Below are 18406 nucleotides of genomic sequence, written 5' to 3' on the forward strand. Positions count from 1 at the left end.
GATACGAAAATGAAGCCACTCAAAATCGCAGCCGTGGCTTTGATACTTGCAGCAATTGCAGTCGGTCTTGTTCTGTTCTGGAGGCACGAAGAGCGCTACCCGTCCACTCAGGATGCATATCTGGGCGCGAACATCATCTATGTCGCTGCGCAGGTGACAGGGCAGGTGGACGATGTACATGTGATCGAAAACCAGCCCGTGAAAAACGGCGATCTGCTTTTCACGATCGACGACACTCAATTCAAGGCTTCGGTGGATGCAGCCAAAGCCAATCTGGACAGTGCGATACAACAGGCCAAATCCTATTCCACACAGATTGCCGCGGCTGAGGCTTCGGTGGACAGCTCCCAATCGGCCTACGATACTGCATTGAAGAGTTTTGAACGTGCGAAAGCCCTGTTTGCATCAGGCGATGTCGCACAGGCATCGCTGGATCAGACGGCCTCGGATTTCGCCCAAGCGTCTGCAAGGTTGACGACCAGCCAGTCCAGCCTTTTGGCACTGAAAAGTGGGTTGCAGGCGAAACAGGATGATATCCTGTCTGCGCGGGCACAGCTTGAAATAGCAGAAACCAACCTTGCCTGGACCAAGATCCATGCCGCAGCCGACGGATGGATCGCCAATCTGACCCTTCGCCCCGGATCCTCGGTGTCCGCCAATGCCCCACAATTTTCGATTGTCGAATCGTCCGATTGGTGGGTGGACGCGAACTTCAAAGAGACCGCATTGGCGCGCATTCGTCCGGGTCAGCCGGTCACGATACGTGTCGATATGCTCCCTGGGACGACGCTCACAGGTAAGGTGGCGTCGATCGGGCGAGGGTCCGGGGACACGTTTTCCTTGTTGCCCTCGGAAAACGCGAGCGGGAATTGGGTCAAGGTCACCCGGCGATTTCCAGTTCGGATCGAGCTTGACCCGACCGATGCGCCCTTGCGTGTCGGAGGCAGCAGCAAAGTTGTCGTAGATACAACAGGCCCGGTGGACGGCAAATGACCCCTGCGGCGTCCGGCCATGTGAACATGGTGATCGTGATCGCCGTTGTTCTCAGCGCCATTCTGGAAGTCCTGGACAGTACGATCGTCAATGTGGCGTTGCCGCATATCCAGGCCGCATTCGGGGCGACCACGGATCAGGCGACATGGATTCTGACCAGCTATATCGTTTCCGCGGTGGTCATCATGCCGTTGACAGGGTTCGTCGCCCGACGCGTGGGCCGACGACGGTTGATCCTGACGGCGGTGACTGGTTTTGCCGTCATGTCGATGATGTGCGGCATGTCCTGGAGCCTTGAGGTCATCGTTGCCTTTCGGCTGGCTCAGGGCATGTTCGGCGCCTTCCTGATCCCCTTGTCCCAGTCCATTCTGTTTGATGCCTTCCCGCGGGAAAAGCGCGGACAGGCAATGGCCATCTTCGGTCTGGGCGTCGTGGTGGCGCCGGTTCTGGGGCCAACGGTCGGTGCGATCCTGACCGAATATTTTTCCTGGCGGATGGTCTTCTTCGTCAATCTTCCCGTGGCGGCCCTTGCACTGCTTCTGCTGGCCGGAGAATTGCCGGGGGACAAAACCGAGGAGGTTCAGATCGACTGGAAAGGCCTTGCTCTGCTGGCTCTTGGAATCGGGTGCCTGCAATTCGTTCTGGATCAAGGCGAGACACTGGATTGGATGTCATCCCGCGTCATCCAGGTGGCCGTGATCGCAGCAGTTATTGGGGCGTTTGGTTTCATTTTTCACGCGTTGACTTCGCGCAATTCGGTTGTGGACCTGCGTCTGTTCGCAGACCGAAACTTTGCCTTGTGCAATCTGATCATCGCGGGTTTTGCCGTGTCTCTGTTCGGGGGCATCGCGATTTTGCCGACGCTTGTTCAAAGCCTGCTGGATTTCCCTGTCATCGCGTCGGGCCATCTGTTCATTCCGCGTGGCCTGACCGCAGGGCTGTCCATGGTTCTGACCGGCGCAGTTCTGGTAAACCGCTTTGATCCGCGCCTGCTGGCGGGCATCGGTCTGTTGCTGACGGCGATCGGGAATTTCATGATGGGGGCCATCAACCTCAATGCCGGTTTTTGGGAGCTCGCATGGCCGGGGGCCATCAGCGGCCTCGGTATGGGTCTTGTGTTCGTGCCCATGTCGATACTGGCTTTCGAGAGCATCAGCAAAGGCCGGCAGGATGAAGCCTCTGGTCTGTTCAACGTGACAAGGCAATTGGGATCGTCGGTTGGCATCTCGCTGGTCGGCACCTGGGTTGTACGCGGGTTGCAGACCAATACGGCGGTGCTCAGCCAGAATGTGACGCCCTACAACCCCGCGGCCCAGGCGTATCTGAGCCCGCTTGGCCTTGCGCCGGACAGCGCTGAAGGTGCTGCCATTCTGGGCCAGGAAATCATGAAGCAGGCCGAGATGATTTCCTATTTGACCGTATTCAACAATCTGGGTCTGCTTGCCTTGGCGACAATTCCATTGCTTTTCTTTTGTCGTGCTCCGAAGCCCGGGTCACATGTTGCCGCTCATGTGCATTAGCGCGTCAAGGTCAGCCCAAGCCACAGGGCGAACCAGCACAGCGCCAGGCTGATCAGGATATTGCCAGCTGCCAGAACCAGAGTGCGCTCGCGCCGAAGTTCAAGAGATTGATAGGCAAAGCTGGAAAACGTGGTGAACCCGCCGCAGAATCCAAAGACCAGCCGTCTTTGATCCTCGGGGATGTCGACAGGGCCGCCCAGATAGCCGATCCAGATCCCCAGCAGCAGGCTGCCCAATACATTGACGATCAACGTCGAAAAGGGCAAATCGTGCCGCACTTTCAAAGCCAGCCAATGACGTAGGACCGCCCCCAGGCCTCCGCCCAGTCCGAACATCGCATGAAGATAGAGGTCATTCATGACGGTGGCCTCTCGGAATGAAAATGGTTGCCCAGTTTCTCTCCGACCAGCGCAGCGCCAATGCCGAAAGCGATTTCCAACCCGACGGCAAGCGGCACGGCCCAAAGATCACTTTCGGCAATACGTTCCAGATCAGCTACGAAAGACGAAAAGGTGGACAACCCACCACAAAACCCGACCGCGCCCAGATGCAGCACATGCGCGTGCAACTTGTGACGTATTGAATACAGCCACCCCAAGACGAAACAGGCCGCCACGTTGATGCCCAAGGTCGACGTGAGGAAACTGAGGCCGGGGATTTCCAGCGCGAAAACTTCGCGCAACAACGATCCCAGCGCCCCTCCGGCAAAGACGGCGAGAAACATAAGGCTCTTTCGGTCGCGCCGGTGTTGGGAATGCGTCTTTGTCAAGTGAATGCCTGTCGCCTTCTGGTATACGTGGCATATCCACTGGCGACACCCTGTTCAACTGTTGAGCCACCGTAACGCGTTTTCACGTTTTCGTCTTCGGGCGGATAAATTCCCGCGAAAGCTTGCAATTAAAAATCAATCTGTTTCACGTTGAGTGCTGTTGGAACCCGCAACCGCCGGTCGGAACCACGAGGAGACAGGAACATGATTGTACGCAGGATCTACTATTTTCTGAGCTATGTCTGCCTGCCGCTCGTGTTGCTGTTGGGGTTCTTCTGGCCGCCCGTACATTGGCTTTTGGTCATCTTGGTGCCCTACGCGGTCATCGGCCTTTATGATGTTTTGACTACCAAGCACAATGTTCTGAACAACTATCCGGTTCTGGGGCATTTCCGGTACATGCTTGAATTCGTCAGCCCGGAAATTCGACAGTATTTCGTTGAAACCAACGAAAGCGGCCGACCTTACAACCGGATCGTACGCGGGCTGGTCTATTCCCGCGCCAAGGGCCAGATGGATACGCAGGCCTTCGGAACGCAATACGACATAAACGAGGTTGGATATCACCGCGCAAATCATTCGCTTGCGCCCAAACATGTGGACAAAAGCGAAGATCGCATCATGTTGGGCGGGCCACAATGCACGAAGCCGTACAGTGCCTCGCGTCTCAATGTTTCGGCCATGAGCTTCGGCGCGCTGAGTGCCAACGCCATCCGCGCGCTGAACGGCGGGGCAAAAGACGGAGGCTTTGCCCACAATACCGGTGAAGGCGGGTTGTCTCCTCACCATCTGGCCGAAGGCGGCGACATCATCTGGCAGATTGGGACGGGCTATTTTGGATGTCGAACGCCGGAAGGCGGGTTTGACAAGGACAAGTTTGCCGAAAGGGCCACAAAGGATGTGGTCAAGGCAATCGAAATCAAATTGTCCCAAGGTGCCAAACCTGCGCATGGGGGCGTTCTTCCCGCTGCCAAGGTCGATGCCGAAATTGCCGAAATCCGCGGGGTGCCCGAGCATCAGGATGTGATTTCCCCCCCAACTCACAGTGCCTTTGACGGGCCCTCGGGGTTGATGCACTTCGTTCAACATCTGCGCGAAATGTCCGGCGGCAAACCTGTCGGCTTCAAATTGTGTATTGGCAACCCGTCCGAGTTCATGTCGATCTGCAAGGCCATGCTCGAGACAGGAATTTTGCCGGACTTCATCACCATTGACGGATCAGAAGGGGGTACGGGCGCGGCCCCGGTCGAATTCACCAACCGCCTGGGCATGCCCCTGAACGAGGCGCTGATTTTCGTAAACAATTGCCTGCGTGGCGTTGGGCTGCGCGACAAGATCCGTATCATTTGTGCGGGCAAAGTGGCGACCGGATACGACATGGTCGAGAAATTCGCGCTTGGTGCGGATATGTGCAATGCGGCACGGGCGATGATGTTTGCGGTGGGCTGCATTCAGGCCTTGCATTGCAACACCAACCGTTGTCCGTCCGGGGTCGCCACCCAGGATCCGGTTCGTGGGCGCGCGGTGAACATCCCGCAAAAGCGGCGGCGTGTTCACCGGTATCACGACGCAACACTGGAAAGTTTCCGCGAACTCTTGGGTGCGATGGGAAAGGAAAAAGTGTCCGAGCTGCATCCGCGCGACATTTTGCGGCGCACGGCGGACGAGCATGAGCGCACCTATGGCGAGCTTTACACCTATCTGGAGGATGGTGCGTTGCTGGCAGATGTGGTTCCCGAGGAATTCGCGGCGGATTGGGAACGCGCTTCGGCATCTCGTTTCTGAGACCCGATCCGTCACAAACAACCGTTTACCCAGAACAGGCGTGAGCGAACTGCGCCCGCGCTCACCGTTTTGTCATGTGGATCAACTCAACTGGGGTTCGATCTGGGATTGTTGGCCACATGCGTGTTGATCCTGCGAATGCTCCATTCAACGGAATCCCGCATCGCGCGTCCCAAGGCCAAATCAAACGCTTTGATCAGATCTGATGTCTGGTCGCTTGCGGCAACGACATTTTCCTGAAACGAATTCGAAGCGATGATCTTGTCGTCGTATTCATCGATGACCTTGATGTTCATGCGCACTTCGATACGGATTTTGTCTCCGTTCTCGGGATCCGCGACAACGATGCCCTGAAACTCGCGCAGGTCCGGTGCGATCACGTAATCAGCGCGCAGACCAACCGTTGACCGTCCGACGGCAGCGACTTTGCCAGAGTTCTCAAAGCTTTCGATCAACAGCGTCTGAACGATCAGGGGTGCGCGATCCACCCATCGCGCCCGTGGCAAATACTGAACCTGAAACGGGGTGGGCTGAATGGCGATCTGATCCGTGTTCACTGCGGCGGTTGCCGTTGGTTCTTCAACAACGATCTGTTTCTGTATTCGCGGCAGCGCCGACGAAAACGTGCTTTTGGGTGTCAACAGATATAAATCGTTGGGTTTCGCGGCTTGTTTCAAAGTGCCCAACCCGGCACATCCACCGACCAATGCAAACGTCAGAATTGCAATTGCAGGCTTGATCATTGACGGAACTCCGATGCTTGGGTGCCCAGCAGAAACCGCGCAGGATCACGTTCGACCTTGTCCACCAGACGGTCGAGGCTGATTACCAGGCGTTGGGATTCTTCGACGAAGCGGATAAATTGCGGCAGACCCACGCGCAGGAAGTCTGACACCTGCCGGCGGTTGGTCTGCACGATGCCGTCAATTGTCCCCAACAGCTCTGAGGCAGAGTTCGACGCGCTCAGGACATCGTCTGAAATCTGATCGATCTTACCGGTGATGTTCGAGACTGTTTCGGTGACCTGGTTGGCCGCCTTCCGGATATCTTCCGCAACGGGCGCCACGTCTTCTTTCATGACGCGGTTGGCTGATTCAAAGGCCGTTTCCGCCGAAGACAGCGCACCTTTGGCCGTGTCCATTGCAGATGTGATCGAACCAAGTGTCGTGTTGGCGTTCAACACGGTCTCGTTCACGATCCCCAAAGTGACGCTGCCTTCATCCGACAAGAGGGTCAACCGTTCGGCCAGTTGCGACCCGCGTTCGATGAAAGGTCGAACGTCTTGCTGCAAAATGCGGTCTGCCGTTTCGATCGTCGTTTTCACTTCGTCCAGCGCAGCCCTGGCTGACTCGGACGCGGACTTGACCGAATTGAGCGTGTCCGTGCCGGTCTTGAGGGTCGTATCCGCCGTTTCGATCAAAGGGTCCAGACGTTTTGAAAATTCACCAATATCCTTGGCTGCACTGCCAATGTCGCTGGCCACGGATTCAAAGCTTGTCAATGTTTTGTCCAGCCGGCCGGTTGCCGAGGCAAGGTTGTCCAGAATGCTGCTCACGGCTTGCCGGTTCTTGTCGTCGACGACCTTGTTCAGGCTTTCCAGAAGTGTAACGGCCTCGTCCAGCACTTTTGGTGCGCCTTCAAACAATGACTGGATGGTGCTGCGCTTGCTTTTGATCACGCTGTCTTGCGGCAGCCTTTTGGCAGTCGGTGACCCGCCGGTAAGTTCAACGTAACCGACGCCGGTAACACCCAGCGATTGAAGCTGGGCGATCGTTTCTTCGGTGATCGGAATATCTGCATCCACTTCTATTCGCACCCGAACCTTGGAGGGATCGTCCTCATCCAGGTTCAGAGAGATCACCTGCCCAACAGGAAGGCCGTTGAAATTCACCCCGCCCGCCGCCGAAAGCCCCGAGACGTTATCGAACAATACATCGTAATAAGCGTATTGGCGGGTCACTTCGAATTTCGCCAACCACAGGAAAAAGCCGAAAACGCCCAACAGCCCCGCAAGGGTGAACGCGCCGATCAGGATGTAATTTGCTCTGGTTTCCATCGCCTTTACCTGTCCTGACCCTTCTGTTGCGCCGCGCGGGCGCGGGGGCCTGTGAAATATTCCTGCACCCAAGGATGATCCACTTTGGTCATATCCTCAATCGGACCTTCAACCAGCACGCGTTTTTCTGCAAGCACTGCAATTCGGTCACAGATGGCGTATAGGCTGTCCAGATCATGGGTGACCATGAAAACCGTCAACCCAAGTGCCTGCTGCAACTCGCCGATCAGTTCATCATATGCAGCCGCGCCAATCGGGTCCAATCCGGCGGTTGGCTCATCCAGAAAAACGATTTCGGGATCAAGCGCCAGTGCCCGTGCCAGGGCGGCGCGTTTTCGCATGCCGCCTGACAGTTCCGATGGAAACTTGCCGCAACTCAGCTGGGGCAGACCCACAAGGCTGATCTTCAACGCCCCCAGCGATTCCATCAGTTTTTCACTGATGCCCGTATGTTCTCGAAGTGGGGCCATCACGTTTTGCAATACGGTCAGCGATGAAAACAGCGCACCGTCCTGAAAGGCCACGCCCCAGTGGCGTTCGATCCTGCGGCGTTCCTCCTCGGGGCCGTTCAGGACATCCACTCCCAGCACTTCTATACTGCCGGCAGCAGGTTTGTTCAGACCCACGATTGTACGAAGCAAGACGGATTTTCCGGTTCCGGACCCGCCAACAATGCCCAGAACCTCGCCGCGCCAGACATCAAGGTTCAGATCGTCATGAACCACCTGTGTTCCGAATTGGTTCCTGAGACCGCGAACGCGGATCACGGCGTCACGCTGCGCTGCGGTCTGTTCCGTTTCGTGTTGCGTGCCATCATTCATGTCAGATTCCGATTTCGGAAAAGAAAATCGAAAACAATGCGTCGATTGCAATCACCATGAAAATGGATTGCACAACCGATGCGGTTGTACGCTGCCCCACACTCTGGGCCGACCCTTTGACCTGCAAGGCCTGCCAGCATGCGATGACCCCGATGACCAGCGCAAAGAACGGTGCCTTGATCAACCCAACCGCAAGTTGCCAGACGTCGGTGTTTTCCTTCAAACGGGTGACAAACATGCCCGGGCTTACGCCCAGATCGATCCAGCTCATCAGCGCGCCGCCGAACAGGCCGGCCATATCTGCGACAAACCCAAGAATGGGCAGCATGATGAGCAACGCCAAAACACGTGGAATGACAAGAACCTCGATCGGGTCAAGGCCCAGCGTCCGCATGGCGTCGATCTCTTCCTGTACTTTCATCGAACCGATCGAGGCCGTGAATGCCGAACCCGAGCGACCGGCAACAATAATCGCGGTCAGCAAAATTCCCAGCTCTCGCAGAATCGAGATCGAAATCAGTTCGACCACAAAGATCTCGGCCCCGAACTGTTTCAATTGTGTCGCACCCTGAAAGGCCAGCACGACACCGATCAGAAAACCCATCAGGGCCACGATGGGAAGGGCTTTGACCCCGGTCTCCTCCATATGAGTGACAAGGGCCGCTTTGCGCAGGCGCCACGGCATGACCAGGGTCCGAAACAAGCGGTGCAGGGTAAGGCCCAGAAATTCGAGGATCGACAGGGTATCCTTCCAGGCTCCGAATGTGCCCTGACCCACATGAGCGACCCAGTCCAGAAAACCGCGAGGGTCCTCGAGCTTGCCGGGTTTGTCCGGGATGCTGCGTGTCACCGTGTCTATCAGTGTCGCATGTGCGGGTTTCACGCCTTGAAACTCCAGCGTGGCACCGTTTGACGTGAACCTCCGGCCTAGGTCCGCAACCAGCCAGGCCCCGCCCGTATCCAGTGCTTCTATGCCGGACAGATCAAAAACGACCTTGCCCCCACAAGGTTGGACCGCAGCAAAATCATGCTCCACGGTTTGCAGGGATTGCGTGAGCAACTCACCAGATATGCGCACTTGATTGCCGCTGGCGTCGCGCTCTGATGTGATCGTTGGCTGCGTCATGGTGCCATGTGAAGTAAAACATTCAATGCCTGCAATGACTTTGTGCCCATTGACCCGGTTTTTGCCGCAAAGGATGGCCTTGGCGTCACGCCGGACCATGAGCAGGAGCTAGCATAACTAGAGACATTTCCGTTACTTTTCGCGGCTCAAGTCAGGCCGGAAAAGAAAACGCAGGGCTGTTCGACTAATCGGTTGCGCGAAAAACGGAAGCGGGACACATTCCGCTGCGGAACCCTGGGTGCGGAATTCGGAGAAGTCGGTATGCATCACGCCAAGAACGTTCTGTTCATCATCATCGATCAATTGAGGGCAGATTGCCTGAACGGCGCTCTGGCCGAGCACGTGCAGCTACCGAACCTACGGGCTTTCATGGACGAGGCGGTAAGTTTTACGCGCCACTTCTCTGTCACCAATCCCTGTGGGCCATCCCGCGCATCGATTTTGACCGGCCAGTACGCGATGAACCATCGTTCCGTGCGAAATGGTACCCCACTGCGTCATGATACGCCGAACATCGCCACGGAAATGCGAAAGGCGGGTTATATGCCGATGCTGTTCGGGTACACCGATACGTCTGCCGATCCCCGAGTCCATGATCCCAACGACCCCGTGCTCAAATCTTACGAGCAATCGATGAACGGGTTTCTTGAAGTTGTCGAAATGCGCCTGGAAGAGTCATACCCCTGGCGATCATATTTGATGAAAAATGGCTATACGTTCGATACATATTGGGATGTCTACAAGCCTGTCTCACCGGATGGTCAAACGCCCAAGCTGAACGACCCGGCCATGTATCGGGCAGAACACAGCGACACAGCCTTCCTGACCGATGCGTTTCTGGACGGGATTGCACCTCATCAAGGCAAGGGATGGTTTGCTCATCTGACTTACATCCGTCCTCATCCACCATTGGTTGCGCCTTCCCCGTATAACGACATGTACGATCCGGCGGAAATCCCTCTGCCGAAACGCCTGCCGAGCGAAGCCGCTGAGAAGGTGCTGCATCCGTTTTTCGGGCCAAAGCTGGACGCCTACACGGCAGAAAAGTTTGTTTATGGCTTTGCTGACGTTGAGCCAACGGATGAAAATATCCGCACTTTGCGCGCCGTTTATCTGGGATTGGCGACCGAGGTCGATCACCATATCGGGCGCGTTGTTCAGTATCTCAAGGACAGTGGGCAATACGACGATACCATGCTGGTCATAACGGCTGATCATGGCGAAATGCTGGGCGACAGGCACAGCTGGGGCAAAATGACTGTGTACGACGCGGCCTATCACACACCGTTGATGATACGCCTTCCGGGGAACGAGGCCATGGCCGGCGCGAAAGTGACCGTTCCAACCGAGTCGATTGATGTCACGCCGACCATCCTTGATTGGATTGGGCAGACTGTTCCAAACGCCATGGATGGCAGGTCCTTGCTGCCCTTGTTGCACGGCGACGTTCCCGATGACTGGCGCAGCTATTCCTTCAGCGAGCTGGATTTCTCGGAACCCGAAGAACCGACCCTCTGGCAACGGCGGTTGGGAACGGGCAACAGTGATTCCTGTCTGGGAATATTGCGGGACGAACGATTCACGTTGATCGAATTTGCAGCTGACCTGCCGCCGATCCTGTTTGATCATCAGGGACAGGGAGAATTCGAAAACCTTGCGGAAAACCCCGCGTTTGCGGCTGATCTTGCCCGGTTGGGCAGACAGATGCTGCGCCATCGGATGCGAAACATGGATCATACCTTGTCGTTGCACTCCATTACTTCCGAAGGCGCAAAGTCCCGTTCCAGATATTAGGATCACTGCACGCTTTCGCGCTCTTTTCAGTTGGATCATGGAAGTTGCATGAGACGTTTTGTCGTTCATCAATTCCACTACCGGCGCATCAATTCTGATGGTACCCATGGGGCGTGGAGAAGACGAACCTGGACATCACCGAACAGCGCATAAAGGCGATGACGACTGCCGGACTGAATCTCATCGGTCAGGCGCTTTCGATCTATGACAGCAACCTGAAACTGGTGCTGAGCAATCGTCGGTTCAAAGAAATGTTCGACCTGCCGGACGAGCTGGTCGAACGCGGAGCCTTGTTTCGGGATACCATCCATTTTCTCGCCAGCCGTGGCGAATACGGTGACGACGAAAGTGTGGACGAAATGGTCAACCTGCGCGTCGAGCAGGCTTTGGCTTTCGAGCCCCATTACATGGAACGCGTAAGGCCCAACGGGCAGGTTATCTCGATAGAGGGCGCGCCGTTGCCACAGGGCGGATGGGTCGCGGTCTACACTGACATTACCGGCACCCGGCGTGCCGAAAACCTGCTGCGGGCGCGATCAGAAGAGCTGTCGGAACAATTGCTTGGCCACGCCGAAGAACTGTCTGCAACCAACCGAAAGCTTGCGGCCACGATCAAGGCATTGGAAGAGGCCAAACGCGAGCTGACCGAAATCGAAGCCCGCACACGCATGATGACCGAAATGATGCCGGCTCATATCGCGCATTTGGATCGCACTGGTCGATATGACTACTCCAACCGCCGTTTGAGCGCGGTCCTGCCCGGACGTCCGTCGGAGATTCTTGGGCTTCACATATCCGAAGCGCTTGGTGCCGCCGCGTATCGGCGGGTCAAAACGCATCTGGCAAAAGCCTATGACGGAGAAACCTCCGTATTCGAGTTCAACGAGGATCAGGATTCCCGCCGCATCCGCGTTTCATTCACGCCGGATGACGCCGGTGGCGTCTATGTAATGTCGGTTGATATCACCGAAGAAACGCAGGCGCGCGTCGTTTTGCAGCAAACGCGCCGCCGAGCTATGGCCGCCCAGATGACCAGTGGATTGGCTCATGACTTCTCCAACTTGCTGACGATCATCCTTGGGATGCAGTCCAAACTGAACAAAATGGACCTGTCGGATGAAGCACATGAGCTGGTTGCCGCGACACAGCAAACGGCGCGTCGGGGTGGGCAATTGCTGAACCGGATTGCGGACATGACCGGGAACCGAACGCCACATCCTCAGGCCACGGACATGAAGGCGCTGCTGGAAGACCTGAGAATATTGGCCTCGCCTTCCTTGCCGCGCGGCGTCGGTTTGTCGGTGGTCAACACTTTGCCCGACCGGGCTTTGATGCTGGACCCGGGAATGGTGCAGGATGCGTTGCTGAACCTGGTGCTGAATGCGCGGGATGCCTGCGGCAGTTCGGGCCAGATTACAATCAGCGCGCATACCATCGGAGAAATCTGGGTTGAAATCACCGTATCGGACACCGGCCCGGGCTTTACACCTGAGGCGCTGGAAAAGGCGCTGAACCCGTTCTTTACCACCAAGGGAAGCGACGGGTCGGGGCTTGGACTGCCCATGGTGTATGACACTGTCAAGCTAGCCGGGGGCGATCTGAACCTCAAGAACACGCCATCGGGCGCATCCGTCGTTTTGCGGTTGCCCTATCGGCCAGCTCCGCCCGTGCAAGGCGGTTTGGTGCTTCTGGTCGAAGACAGCGAAGATTTGCGGGGGCAGTTTCGGGATATGCTGGTAGAGCTGGGCTTCGCCGTCATCGAGGCCAATTCGGTAGATGAGGCGCTGGCGTTGATAGACAGCGTTGAAGACATTTCTCTTGTCCTGTCCGATATCCGTCTCGAAGGAAGTGGTACAGGTCTGGATATTTTGCGGCAGGTGAAGCCGGGATTGCCATGTATCCTTATGACATCGCTGCCCAGTTCGGACCCGTTGTACCAGCGCGCCCTTGCGTTGGCCCCGGTGTTGCGTAAACCGTTTTCGCAGGCTCAATTGTCAGCCCTGATCCAAACCGAGGCCGCCTGATGACGCAACCGCTGGTTACCATCCTCGACGACGAACCCGAAATCCGGCGTATCCTGACGGACGCTCTGGAGGATGCCGGTTTCCGTACGCAGAGTTTTTCCCGCGCGCGAGAATTCGAGGCTGCGCTCAACCGTGTGACGCCCGATGTCTGTCTGGTCGACCTGTCATTGCCAGATACGGATGGGCTGGCGTTGGTTCATCGTCTGGCGTTGGAACAAGGCGCGGCCGTGATCATCATTTCGGGGCGCGCGCAGGTGCAGGACCGTGTTACGGGGCTGGAACTTGGGGCAGACGATTATATTACAAAACCGTTTGACCCTGCGGAAGTCGTGGCGCGGATCAGGGCAAGATTAAGAACACCTCGCACTCAGACCTCTCATTCGGATACGGCGGAATTCAACGGCTGGACCGCACATTTTGACCGATACGTGCTTGAAAGTGAATCAGGTGACGAAACGCCGTTCAGCCATGCAGAGGGGGAAGTCCTGCGGCTGTTTCTGGAAAGCCCCAAGCGGCTGATCAGCAGGGGACAAATGCAGGAGTCCCTGGGCGGCGCAGCCGGAGACAGTTTTGACAGGGCGATGGATGTTCGGATTTCCAGGTTGCGTACCAAGCTGGGAGAGGATCCCAAGAACCCGCGGTTGATCAAGACGATCTACGGGGCGGGGTATATATTTTTGGGTGATGTCGGTTGGAAGTAGACGCAGATCCAACCGGCCGAGACTTGGTCAGATGAGTTGTTTTCCATGTCTGTTTGACCCTTTCGAGCCTTCCGTGCTGAAGCTGCTGACACCGAGATTTCCGTATCGGAAGTGACACGTCTGCCCCCAATTACCCCATCGCTCATTCGCGCAATGCCTGATCCTTTATCTTCACAACCGGTTGCAGAATATAATCCAGCACTGTTTTGCGACCAGATAGAATGTCCACTTCGGCGATCATTCCAGGTATGATTTCGACCGCTATGCCATTCCCATCAAGCATGGTGCTTTTGGTTCGGATCTCGACCACAAAGACCTCTTCGTCATTCCGCTCTGATCGTGTGACCGTGTCTGCACCGATGCGGATGATTTCACCATCCAGCGCCCCGTATCGTGCGAAATCATAAGCCGTGATTTTGACCTTCACAGGCTGACCAGCGTGCAAAAACGCGATATCCTCAGGCTTTACATAGGCTTCAACCAGCAATGTGTCGTCCAGCGGCACGATTTCAACAAGGTCCTCTCCACTGCGGGCGAGACCGCCGATGGTGGAGCGATGAATCCGGTTTACAATGCCGCGTACCGGAGACCGAACCTGTGCCCTTGACGCCCGGTCGCGCAAAGCGGGCAGGGCGGGTTGCAAGGCAGCCAGCTCGGCAGTAGCAAGCGCCAGATCCGTCAGCGCGGCGCTGCGAAACCGGCTTCGCACCGCTTGAATCCGATCATCGATTTCGTCCAAGCCCGTTTGCAACCTGTTGGTCACAGCTTCTGCCCGCACCTTGCGACCGCGCCATTCGGCTTCACTCCGCCGCAACGCAAGCAATGTTGTTGCAGGCTCCATTTGACGCTCGACCAGCGGCGCCATGATGGCCCTCTCTTCGGCCAGGACCACCAGGGTTTCTTCTGCCGTCACTTGATCGACCAGGCCTTCCTCAAACTCTCGCTGTTTTTGCTGACGCTGACGCTCCAGGATGGCTATTTCTGCCTCCAACTCAGCCTGCCGGCCTTGGTACAGTGCAGTTTCGGATTGCACGACGGTAGGCGCGCCGTTGATCAGTTGAACATCGAAATCCAGTTGTGTCCCATCAATTTCGGACCGAAGACGTTGGATGCGCGCCATCAGCCCGAACGCGCGTTGCTGTTCCTGACTGAGCTGACTGTCAATTTGGGTTGTTTCCAGTTCCATCAGCAGTGAACCTTTTTCGACCAGTTGGCCTTCGCGCGCATGCAACGACTGCAATACGCCGGGCTCGGTGGCTTCGATCAGCTGGATGTCTCCGGAAGGCACGATCCGGCCGTCCACGCGCGTGACATCGTCCAGTTCGGTCAGATGCGCCCACAATAGCGCGGCGATCAGGCAGAGCAGAATCACCAAAAGCAGCAAGGAACTCCGAACAGGAGAGCGTCCCTGCATCTCGCGCGCCAGGGTGGCCAGATCAGGATGCTGCGACATTCAAGCGCCTCCCTGTCCGACGAACATGTTGCGTCAACATGCTTTTGGGGCCATCCGCCGCGATTTTCCCGTGTTCAAGGATGATGACTCTGTCAACAAGCTCCAACAGGCTGGTTCTGTGTGTAATGACAACCATGGTGGACTCTGCCGTGCATTCTTTCAGACGTTGGATAACCTGGGCTTCGGTTTTGACATCCATCGCGCTTGTTGGTTCATCCAGCAGGAGAACCGGCGGACGGCCTATGAGTGCCCTTGCCAGGGCAATGGCTTGCCGCTGTCCGCCAGAGAGGCCTTCGCCGCGTTCCGCGAGTTGAAGATCGTAACCCCCGGGATGGTTGGCCACGAAATCCTCAACCCCGGCGGCGCGGCCTGCTTCGATCAGTTCGTGATCTTTTGGCCGGATTGTGCCGCTTGCGATATTGTCCCGGACTGATCCGGAAAAGAGCCATATATCCTGCAGGACGGATCCGATATTGCGTCGCAGATTACCAGGATCGATCTGGCGGATATCAAGGCCTTCGAATGTGACAGATCCTACACGCGGCGCGTACAATCCAAGCAAAAGACGTGCGATGGTGCTTTTCCCGCAGCCAATCTGACCCAGGATCGCCACCTTTTCACCCGGTTTGATCGTGAATGAAACGCCTTGCAGGGTATCTTCCCCCTGATCAGGGTAGGAAAAATACACGTTGTTGAAGGCGATCGCCCCTTTGAAATGGGGCCGGTTCACCCATGTTCGGCCTTGTGGGCGTTCGCTTTCCGCCATCATCAGCGCGTTGAGGTTTCGGTATGCGCTTCGGGCTTGGTTAAGCCTTGTCAACGTCTGCGCCAACTGCCCCAAAGGTGCCAGTGCCCGCCCTGTCAGCATCACCGAGGCAACCAAAGCGCCCATGCTGGTCTGACCGTCTGTGATCAGAAAAACACCATAAAATACGATCAACACCTGTGCCGCTTGTTGCGTAAAACCGGTGAGGTTGAGAGCAAATTGTGTAACGGCCCGGCTCTGAGCACCGTGCGAGGATTGCCGTTCTATCGCCTGCTCCCATCGGGAACGCATTTGCCGGCCCGCGGCCGTTGTCTTTATCGTTTCAAGGCCCGAGACAGCTTCCACGAGGATCGATTGTTTGGATTGCCCGTCAGACAGGTTCTTTTCTGCCATGCGGGACAGAAGCGGCTGTACGGCCAAACCTGTCAGCAGAACCACAGGCACGGCCAGAGCCGGGACCAATGCCAGTTGTCCGCCGACCAGGTAAATCACAAATACGAACAACCCGATGAACGGCAGATCCACGACGGCAACAAGCGTTGCGGACGTGAAGAACTCGCGCAGGGTCTCGAACTCACGGATGGTACTTGTCATGGCGCCGGTGGAACCCGCGCGTGACTTCATCTGGATGTTCAGAACGTGGTCAAAAATTCGCCGCCCCATGAGCAAGTCGGCTTTTTGCCCGGCCCTGTCGATGAATGCTGCCCGCAGCAATTTCAGCGCGAAGTCGAATAGCAGCGCCAGGGCCACGCCCGCCGTCAAGGCAATAAGCGATTCGGTTGCCTCATTGGGCAACACGCGATCATAGACAACCATGATAAAAACAGAGGTCGACAAGCCAAGAAGGTTTGCCAGTGCCGCGGCGAGAGCAACCTGTATGTAAGTCCATCGATTGGCGGACAGCGCCGCACGAAACCAATGACCTCGGTAAGCCGTGTGACCGGTGTCCAGTTCATCTGTATGATTTCGCCGAAACAAGACCGCGAAACCGGTGTAGGACTTGGCCAGCTGTCCTTCTGAAACTTCACCGATTCCTTCGCCAAGTTCCGGGTCATAGACCAGCAAGGCACCGTTTTTTGCGCGGCCATGGTACACAACAGCCTTGTTTTCGGTCATCAGCAACAAGGCCGGAGCCAATGCTTCGTCAAAACTCGCGATGCGCCGCGCGCCATAGCCCGCCTGTAGACCTGTGTTTTCCGCCACCGAGAGGATGTCACGAACAGTCAGATCCCCGTCTGAACCGGTCTGCGACGCCTGGATCGTTGCAAGGGTCAGAGGGCGTTCAAGCGTCGCGGCGATATTCAGAATGCAGGCTTCGTAGCATGTCAAACGGGCGCGATCCGGCATTGATTTCAACGTGCTCATTTCACCTCGTTCCAATTGCCAAGCGAAAGTCCGAGCAGGTCCAGAATGTCTCCGGTAAGGCTCAGTGCCGCGTAGTTGGTCAGAAAATAACTCTGTTCGGCCAGAATCAGGCGTTCCTGCGCATTTACGTAATCGCGTTGAGCGTCCAGAATTTCGATCAGGCTGCGACGCCCAATCGAGAACTGTGCGCGGGATGCAGCAACATTGTCGGCATTGGCACTTGCTGCAATACGGGCCGCGCGCAGCCGTTCTGCGCCTGCTTTTTGATCGGATCGAATAAAGCCCAGTTCCCGCATGATTTCGCGAACCAATTGCTCTCTGGCGAACTCCGCTTCTTTCACTTTGGCTTCTGCTGCTGCGATGGCGGCGCGGCGTTGGCCGGTGCTGTCAAGCTCGTAGTTGAAAGAAAGATCCACGCCAAAATTCGCATCCCGAGTGTCATCCTGGTTGGCAAATGCGGCGACCCGAACGTTCGGTTTGCGCCGTGCCTGCGCGGCCGACCATTCGGCTTTGGCTGCCAGCAAGCCGGCATCCGCCCTGCGGATCTGAGGGCTGTTCATCACGATCTGGGCATCACTTCTGTTCAGCGGTGGAGCTGGTACAGGAGGGGGCAATGATCCGGGAAAAGTCCCGAACACTTCTCGAAACCGCGCTTCGGCCCGATCAGTTCGTGCTCGTGTGTCAGCCAGTCTTGTGCGCGCATCTGCCATTCTGGACTGGGCGGTCAGGACATCTGCATTTGAACCGGCGCCGCCCGCTGTGCGATCCGAAATCTGACGCACCAGTTCTTCATGAACCGAAACATTGTCAGCCGCGATGCGGAGCAACTTTCTTTGATCAATGACAAGCACATAGGTCTCGATGGCGGCCAGCGCCGTGGCTGATGCCGTCTGAATTTGATCGCCCCGTGTTTCCAGAACACGTGCCCGGGCTGCTGTCAGATCCCCCGAGGCAGCCCCACCGTCATAAACCAATTGTGAAACTCTCAGATAGGGTGAAACATCTGCAGTATCCGATTCGACCCGTTCGGACCGTGCATTTATTCCCAACGAGATCTGCGGAAGAAAGGCGCCTTCCGCTGCATCTTGATTGGCTGATGCGATATCCATCCTGGTATTGCTTTGCGCCAATGTCGGGCTTGTCTCTACCGCCTGGCGCACGCGTTGTCCAAATGCACTACTGCTGAGCTTTGCCGATGGCTTTGCTGCCCCGGCACCGGTGGTCCCGGGTGCA

The 18406-nt window shown here is 56.6% G+C and carries 15 protein-coding genes; 6 read left to right on the plus strand and 9 right to left on the minus strand.

The genetic code is table 11. The annotated features are described in order from the left end of the window. Window positions 1–9 precede the first annotated feature (9 nt). The gene (locus ACR0E2_RS15145; protein ID WP_480446977.1) at window positions 10–993 is read left to right on the plus strand and encodes an HlyD family secretion protein; all 984 of its coding nucleotides are present in this window, start codon (window positions 10–12) and stop codon (window positions 991–993) included. Further along, window positions 990–2513, plus strand: coding sequence for a DHA2 family efflux MFS transporter permease subunit (locus ACR0E2_RS15150; protein WP_480446978.1), 1524 nt, complete (start codon window positions 990–992; stop codon window positions 2511–2513). Before ACR0E2_RS15145 ends, ACR0E2_RS15150 begins: the two co-directional genes overlap by 4 nt. On the opposite strand, the gene crcB is transcribed toward ACR0E2_RS15150, so the two are convergent. Next, the gene (gene crcB, locus ACR0E2_RS15155; RefSeq protein WP_152460498.1) at window positions 2510–2872 is read right to left on the minus strand and encodes a fluoride efflux transporter CrcB; all 363 of its coding nucleotides are present in this window, start codon (window positions 2870–2872) and stop codon (window positions 2510–2512) included. The genes ACR0E2_RS15150 and crcB overlap by 4 nt on opposite strands. Continuing rightward, on the minus strand, window positions 2869–3237 hold the full coding sequence (locus tag ACR0E2_RS15160) for a fluoride efflux transporter FluC (protein WP_480446979.1): 369 nt from the start codon (window positions 3235–3237) through the stop codon (window positions 2869–2871). The genes crcB and ACR0E2_RS15160 overlap by 4 nt, the downstream gene beginning before the upstream one ends. A gap of 249 nt (window positions 3238–3486) precedes the next feature. On the opposite strand from ACR0E2_RS15160, the gene ACR0E2_RS15165 reads away from it, so the two are divergent. Beyond that, window positions 3487–5067 carry an FMN-binding glutamate synthase family protein gene (locus tag ACR0E2_RS15165; RefSeq protein WP_480446980.1) on the plus strand — a complete coding sequence of 527 codons (1581 nt, stop codon included), beginning with the start codon at window positions 3487–3489 and terminating at the stop codon, window positions 5065–5067. Between the two features lie 86 nt (window positions 5068–5153). On the opposite strand, the gene ACR0E2_RS15170 is transcribed toward ACR0E2_RS15165, so the two are convergent. The 4 genes from ACR0E2_RS15170 to ACR0E2_RS15185 are packed head-to-tail and all read right to left on the minus strand — an operon-like array spanning window position 5154 to window position 9070. After that, window positions 5154–5810 (minus strand): ABC-type transport auxiliary lipoprotein family protein, encoded by a 657-nt coding sequence (locus tag ACR0E2_RS15170; RefSeq protein ID WP_152460495.1) that lies wholly within the window; start codon window positions 5808–5810, stop codon window positions 5154–5156. Next, window positions 5807–7123 (minus strand): MlaD family protein, encoded by a 1317-nt coding sequence (locus tag ACR0E2_RS15175; protein WP_480446981.1) that lies wholly within the window; start codon window positions 7121–7123, stop codon window positions 5807–5809. The genes ACR0E2_RS15170 and ACR0E2_RS15175 overlap by 4 nt, the downstream gene beginning before the upstream one ends. Before the next feature lie 5 nt (window positions 7124–7128). After that, window positions 7129–7944, minus strand: a complete 816-nt coding sequence (locus ACR0E2_RS15180; RefSeq protein ID WP_480446982.1) for an ABC transporter ATP-binding protein — start codon at window positions 7942–7944, stop codon at window positions 7129–7131. A 1-nt stretch (window position 7945) separates the two neighbouring features. Continuing rightward, the gene (locus ACR0E2_RS15185; protein ID WP_171229444.1) at window positions 7946–9070 is read right to left on the minus strand and encodes an ABC transporter permease; all 1125 of its coding nucleotides are present in this window, start codon (window positions 9068–9070) and stop codon (window positions 7946–7948) included. A 261-nt stretch (window positions 9071–9331) separates the two neighbouring features. Here ACR0E2_RS15185 and ACR0E2_RS15190 point away from each other — a divergent pair, with 261 nt between their 5' ends. The 3 genes from ACR0E2_RS15190 to ACR0E2_RS15200 all read left to right on the plus strand — a co-directional run bounded on the left by ACR0E2_RS15190 (window position 9332) and on the right by ACR0E2_RS15200 (window position 13589). Further along, window positions 9332–10864: an alkaline phosphatase family protein gene (locus ACR0E2_RS15190; protein ID WP_480447018.1), complete on the plus strand. Its 1533-nt coding sequence runs from the start codon at window positions 9332–9334 to the stop codon at window positions 10862–10864. A gap of 158 nt (window positions 10865–11022) precedes the next feature. Beyond that, window positions 11023–12888 carry a PAS-domain containing protein gene (locus ACR0E2_RS15195; RefSeq protein WP_480447019.1) on the plus strand — a complete coding sequence of 622 codons (1866 nt, stop codon included), beginning with the start codon at window positions 11023–11025 and terminating at the stop codon, window positions 12886–12888. Next, the gene (locus ACR0E2_RS15200; RefSeq protein WP_152460491.1) at window positions 12888–13589 is read left to right on the plus strand and encodes a response regulator transcription factor; all 702 of its coding nucleotides are present in this window, start codon (window positions 12888–12890) and stop codon (window positions 13587–13589) included. The genes ACR0E2_RS15195 and ACR0E2_RS15200 overlap by 1 nt, the downstream gene beginning before the upstream one ends. A 142-nt stretch (window positions 13590–13731) precedes the next feature. On the opposite strand, the gene ACR0E2_RS15205 is transcribed toward ACR0E2_RS15200, so the two are convergent. From ACR0E2_RS15205 to ACR0E2_RS15215, 3 genes are read right to left on the minus strand one after another with little or no spacing between them, the layout of a single operon-like run. After that, the gene (locus tag ACR0E2_RS15205; RefSeq protein ID WP_171233236.1) at window positions 13732–15042 is read right to left on the minus strand and encodes an HlyD family type I secretion periplasmic adaptor subunit; all 1311 of its coding nucleotides are present in this window, start codon (window positions 15040–15042) and stop codon (window positions 13732–13734) included. After that, window positions 15026–17173 (minus strand): type I secretion system permease/ATPase, encoded by a 2148-nt coding sequence (locus ACR0E2_RS15210; protein WP_480446983.1) that lies wholly within the window; start codon window positions 17171–17173, stop codon window positions 15026–15028. The genes ACR0E2_RS15205 and ACR0E2_RS15210 overlap by 17 nt, the downstream gene beginning before the upstream one ends. Then, a complete protein-coding gene (locus tag ACR0E2_RS15215) occupies window positions 17170–18333 on the minus strand; it encodes a TolC family protein (protein ID WP_480446984.1) in 1164 nt (387 codons plus the stop codon). Before ACR0E2_RS15215 ends, ACR0E2_RS15210 begins: the two co-directional genes overlap by 4 nt. Between the last annotated feature and the right edge of the window lie 73 nt (window positions 18334–18406).

Source organism: Ruegeria sp. A4, assembly GCF_056543025.1.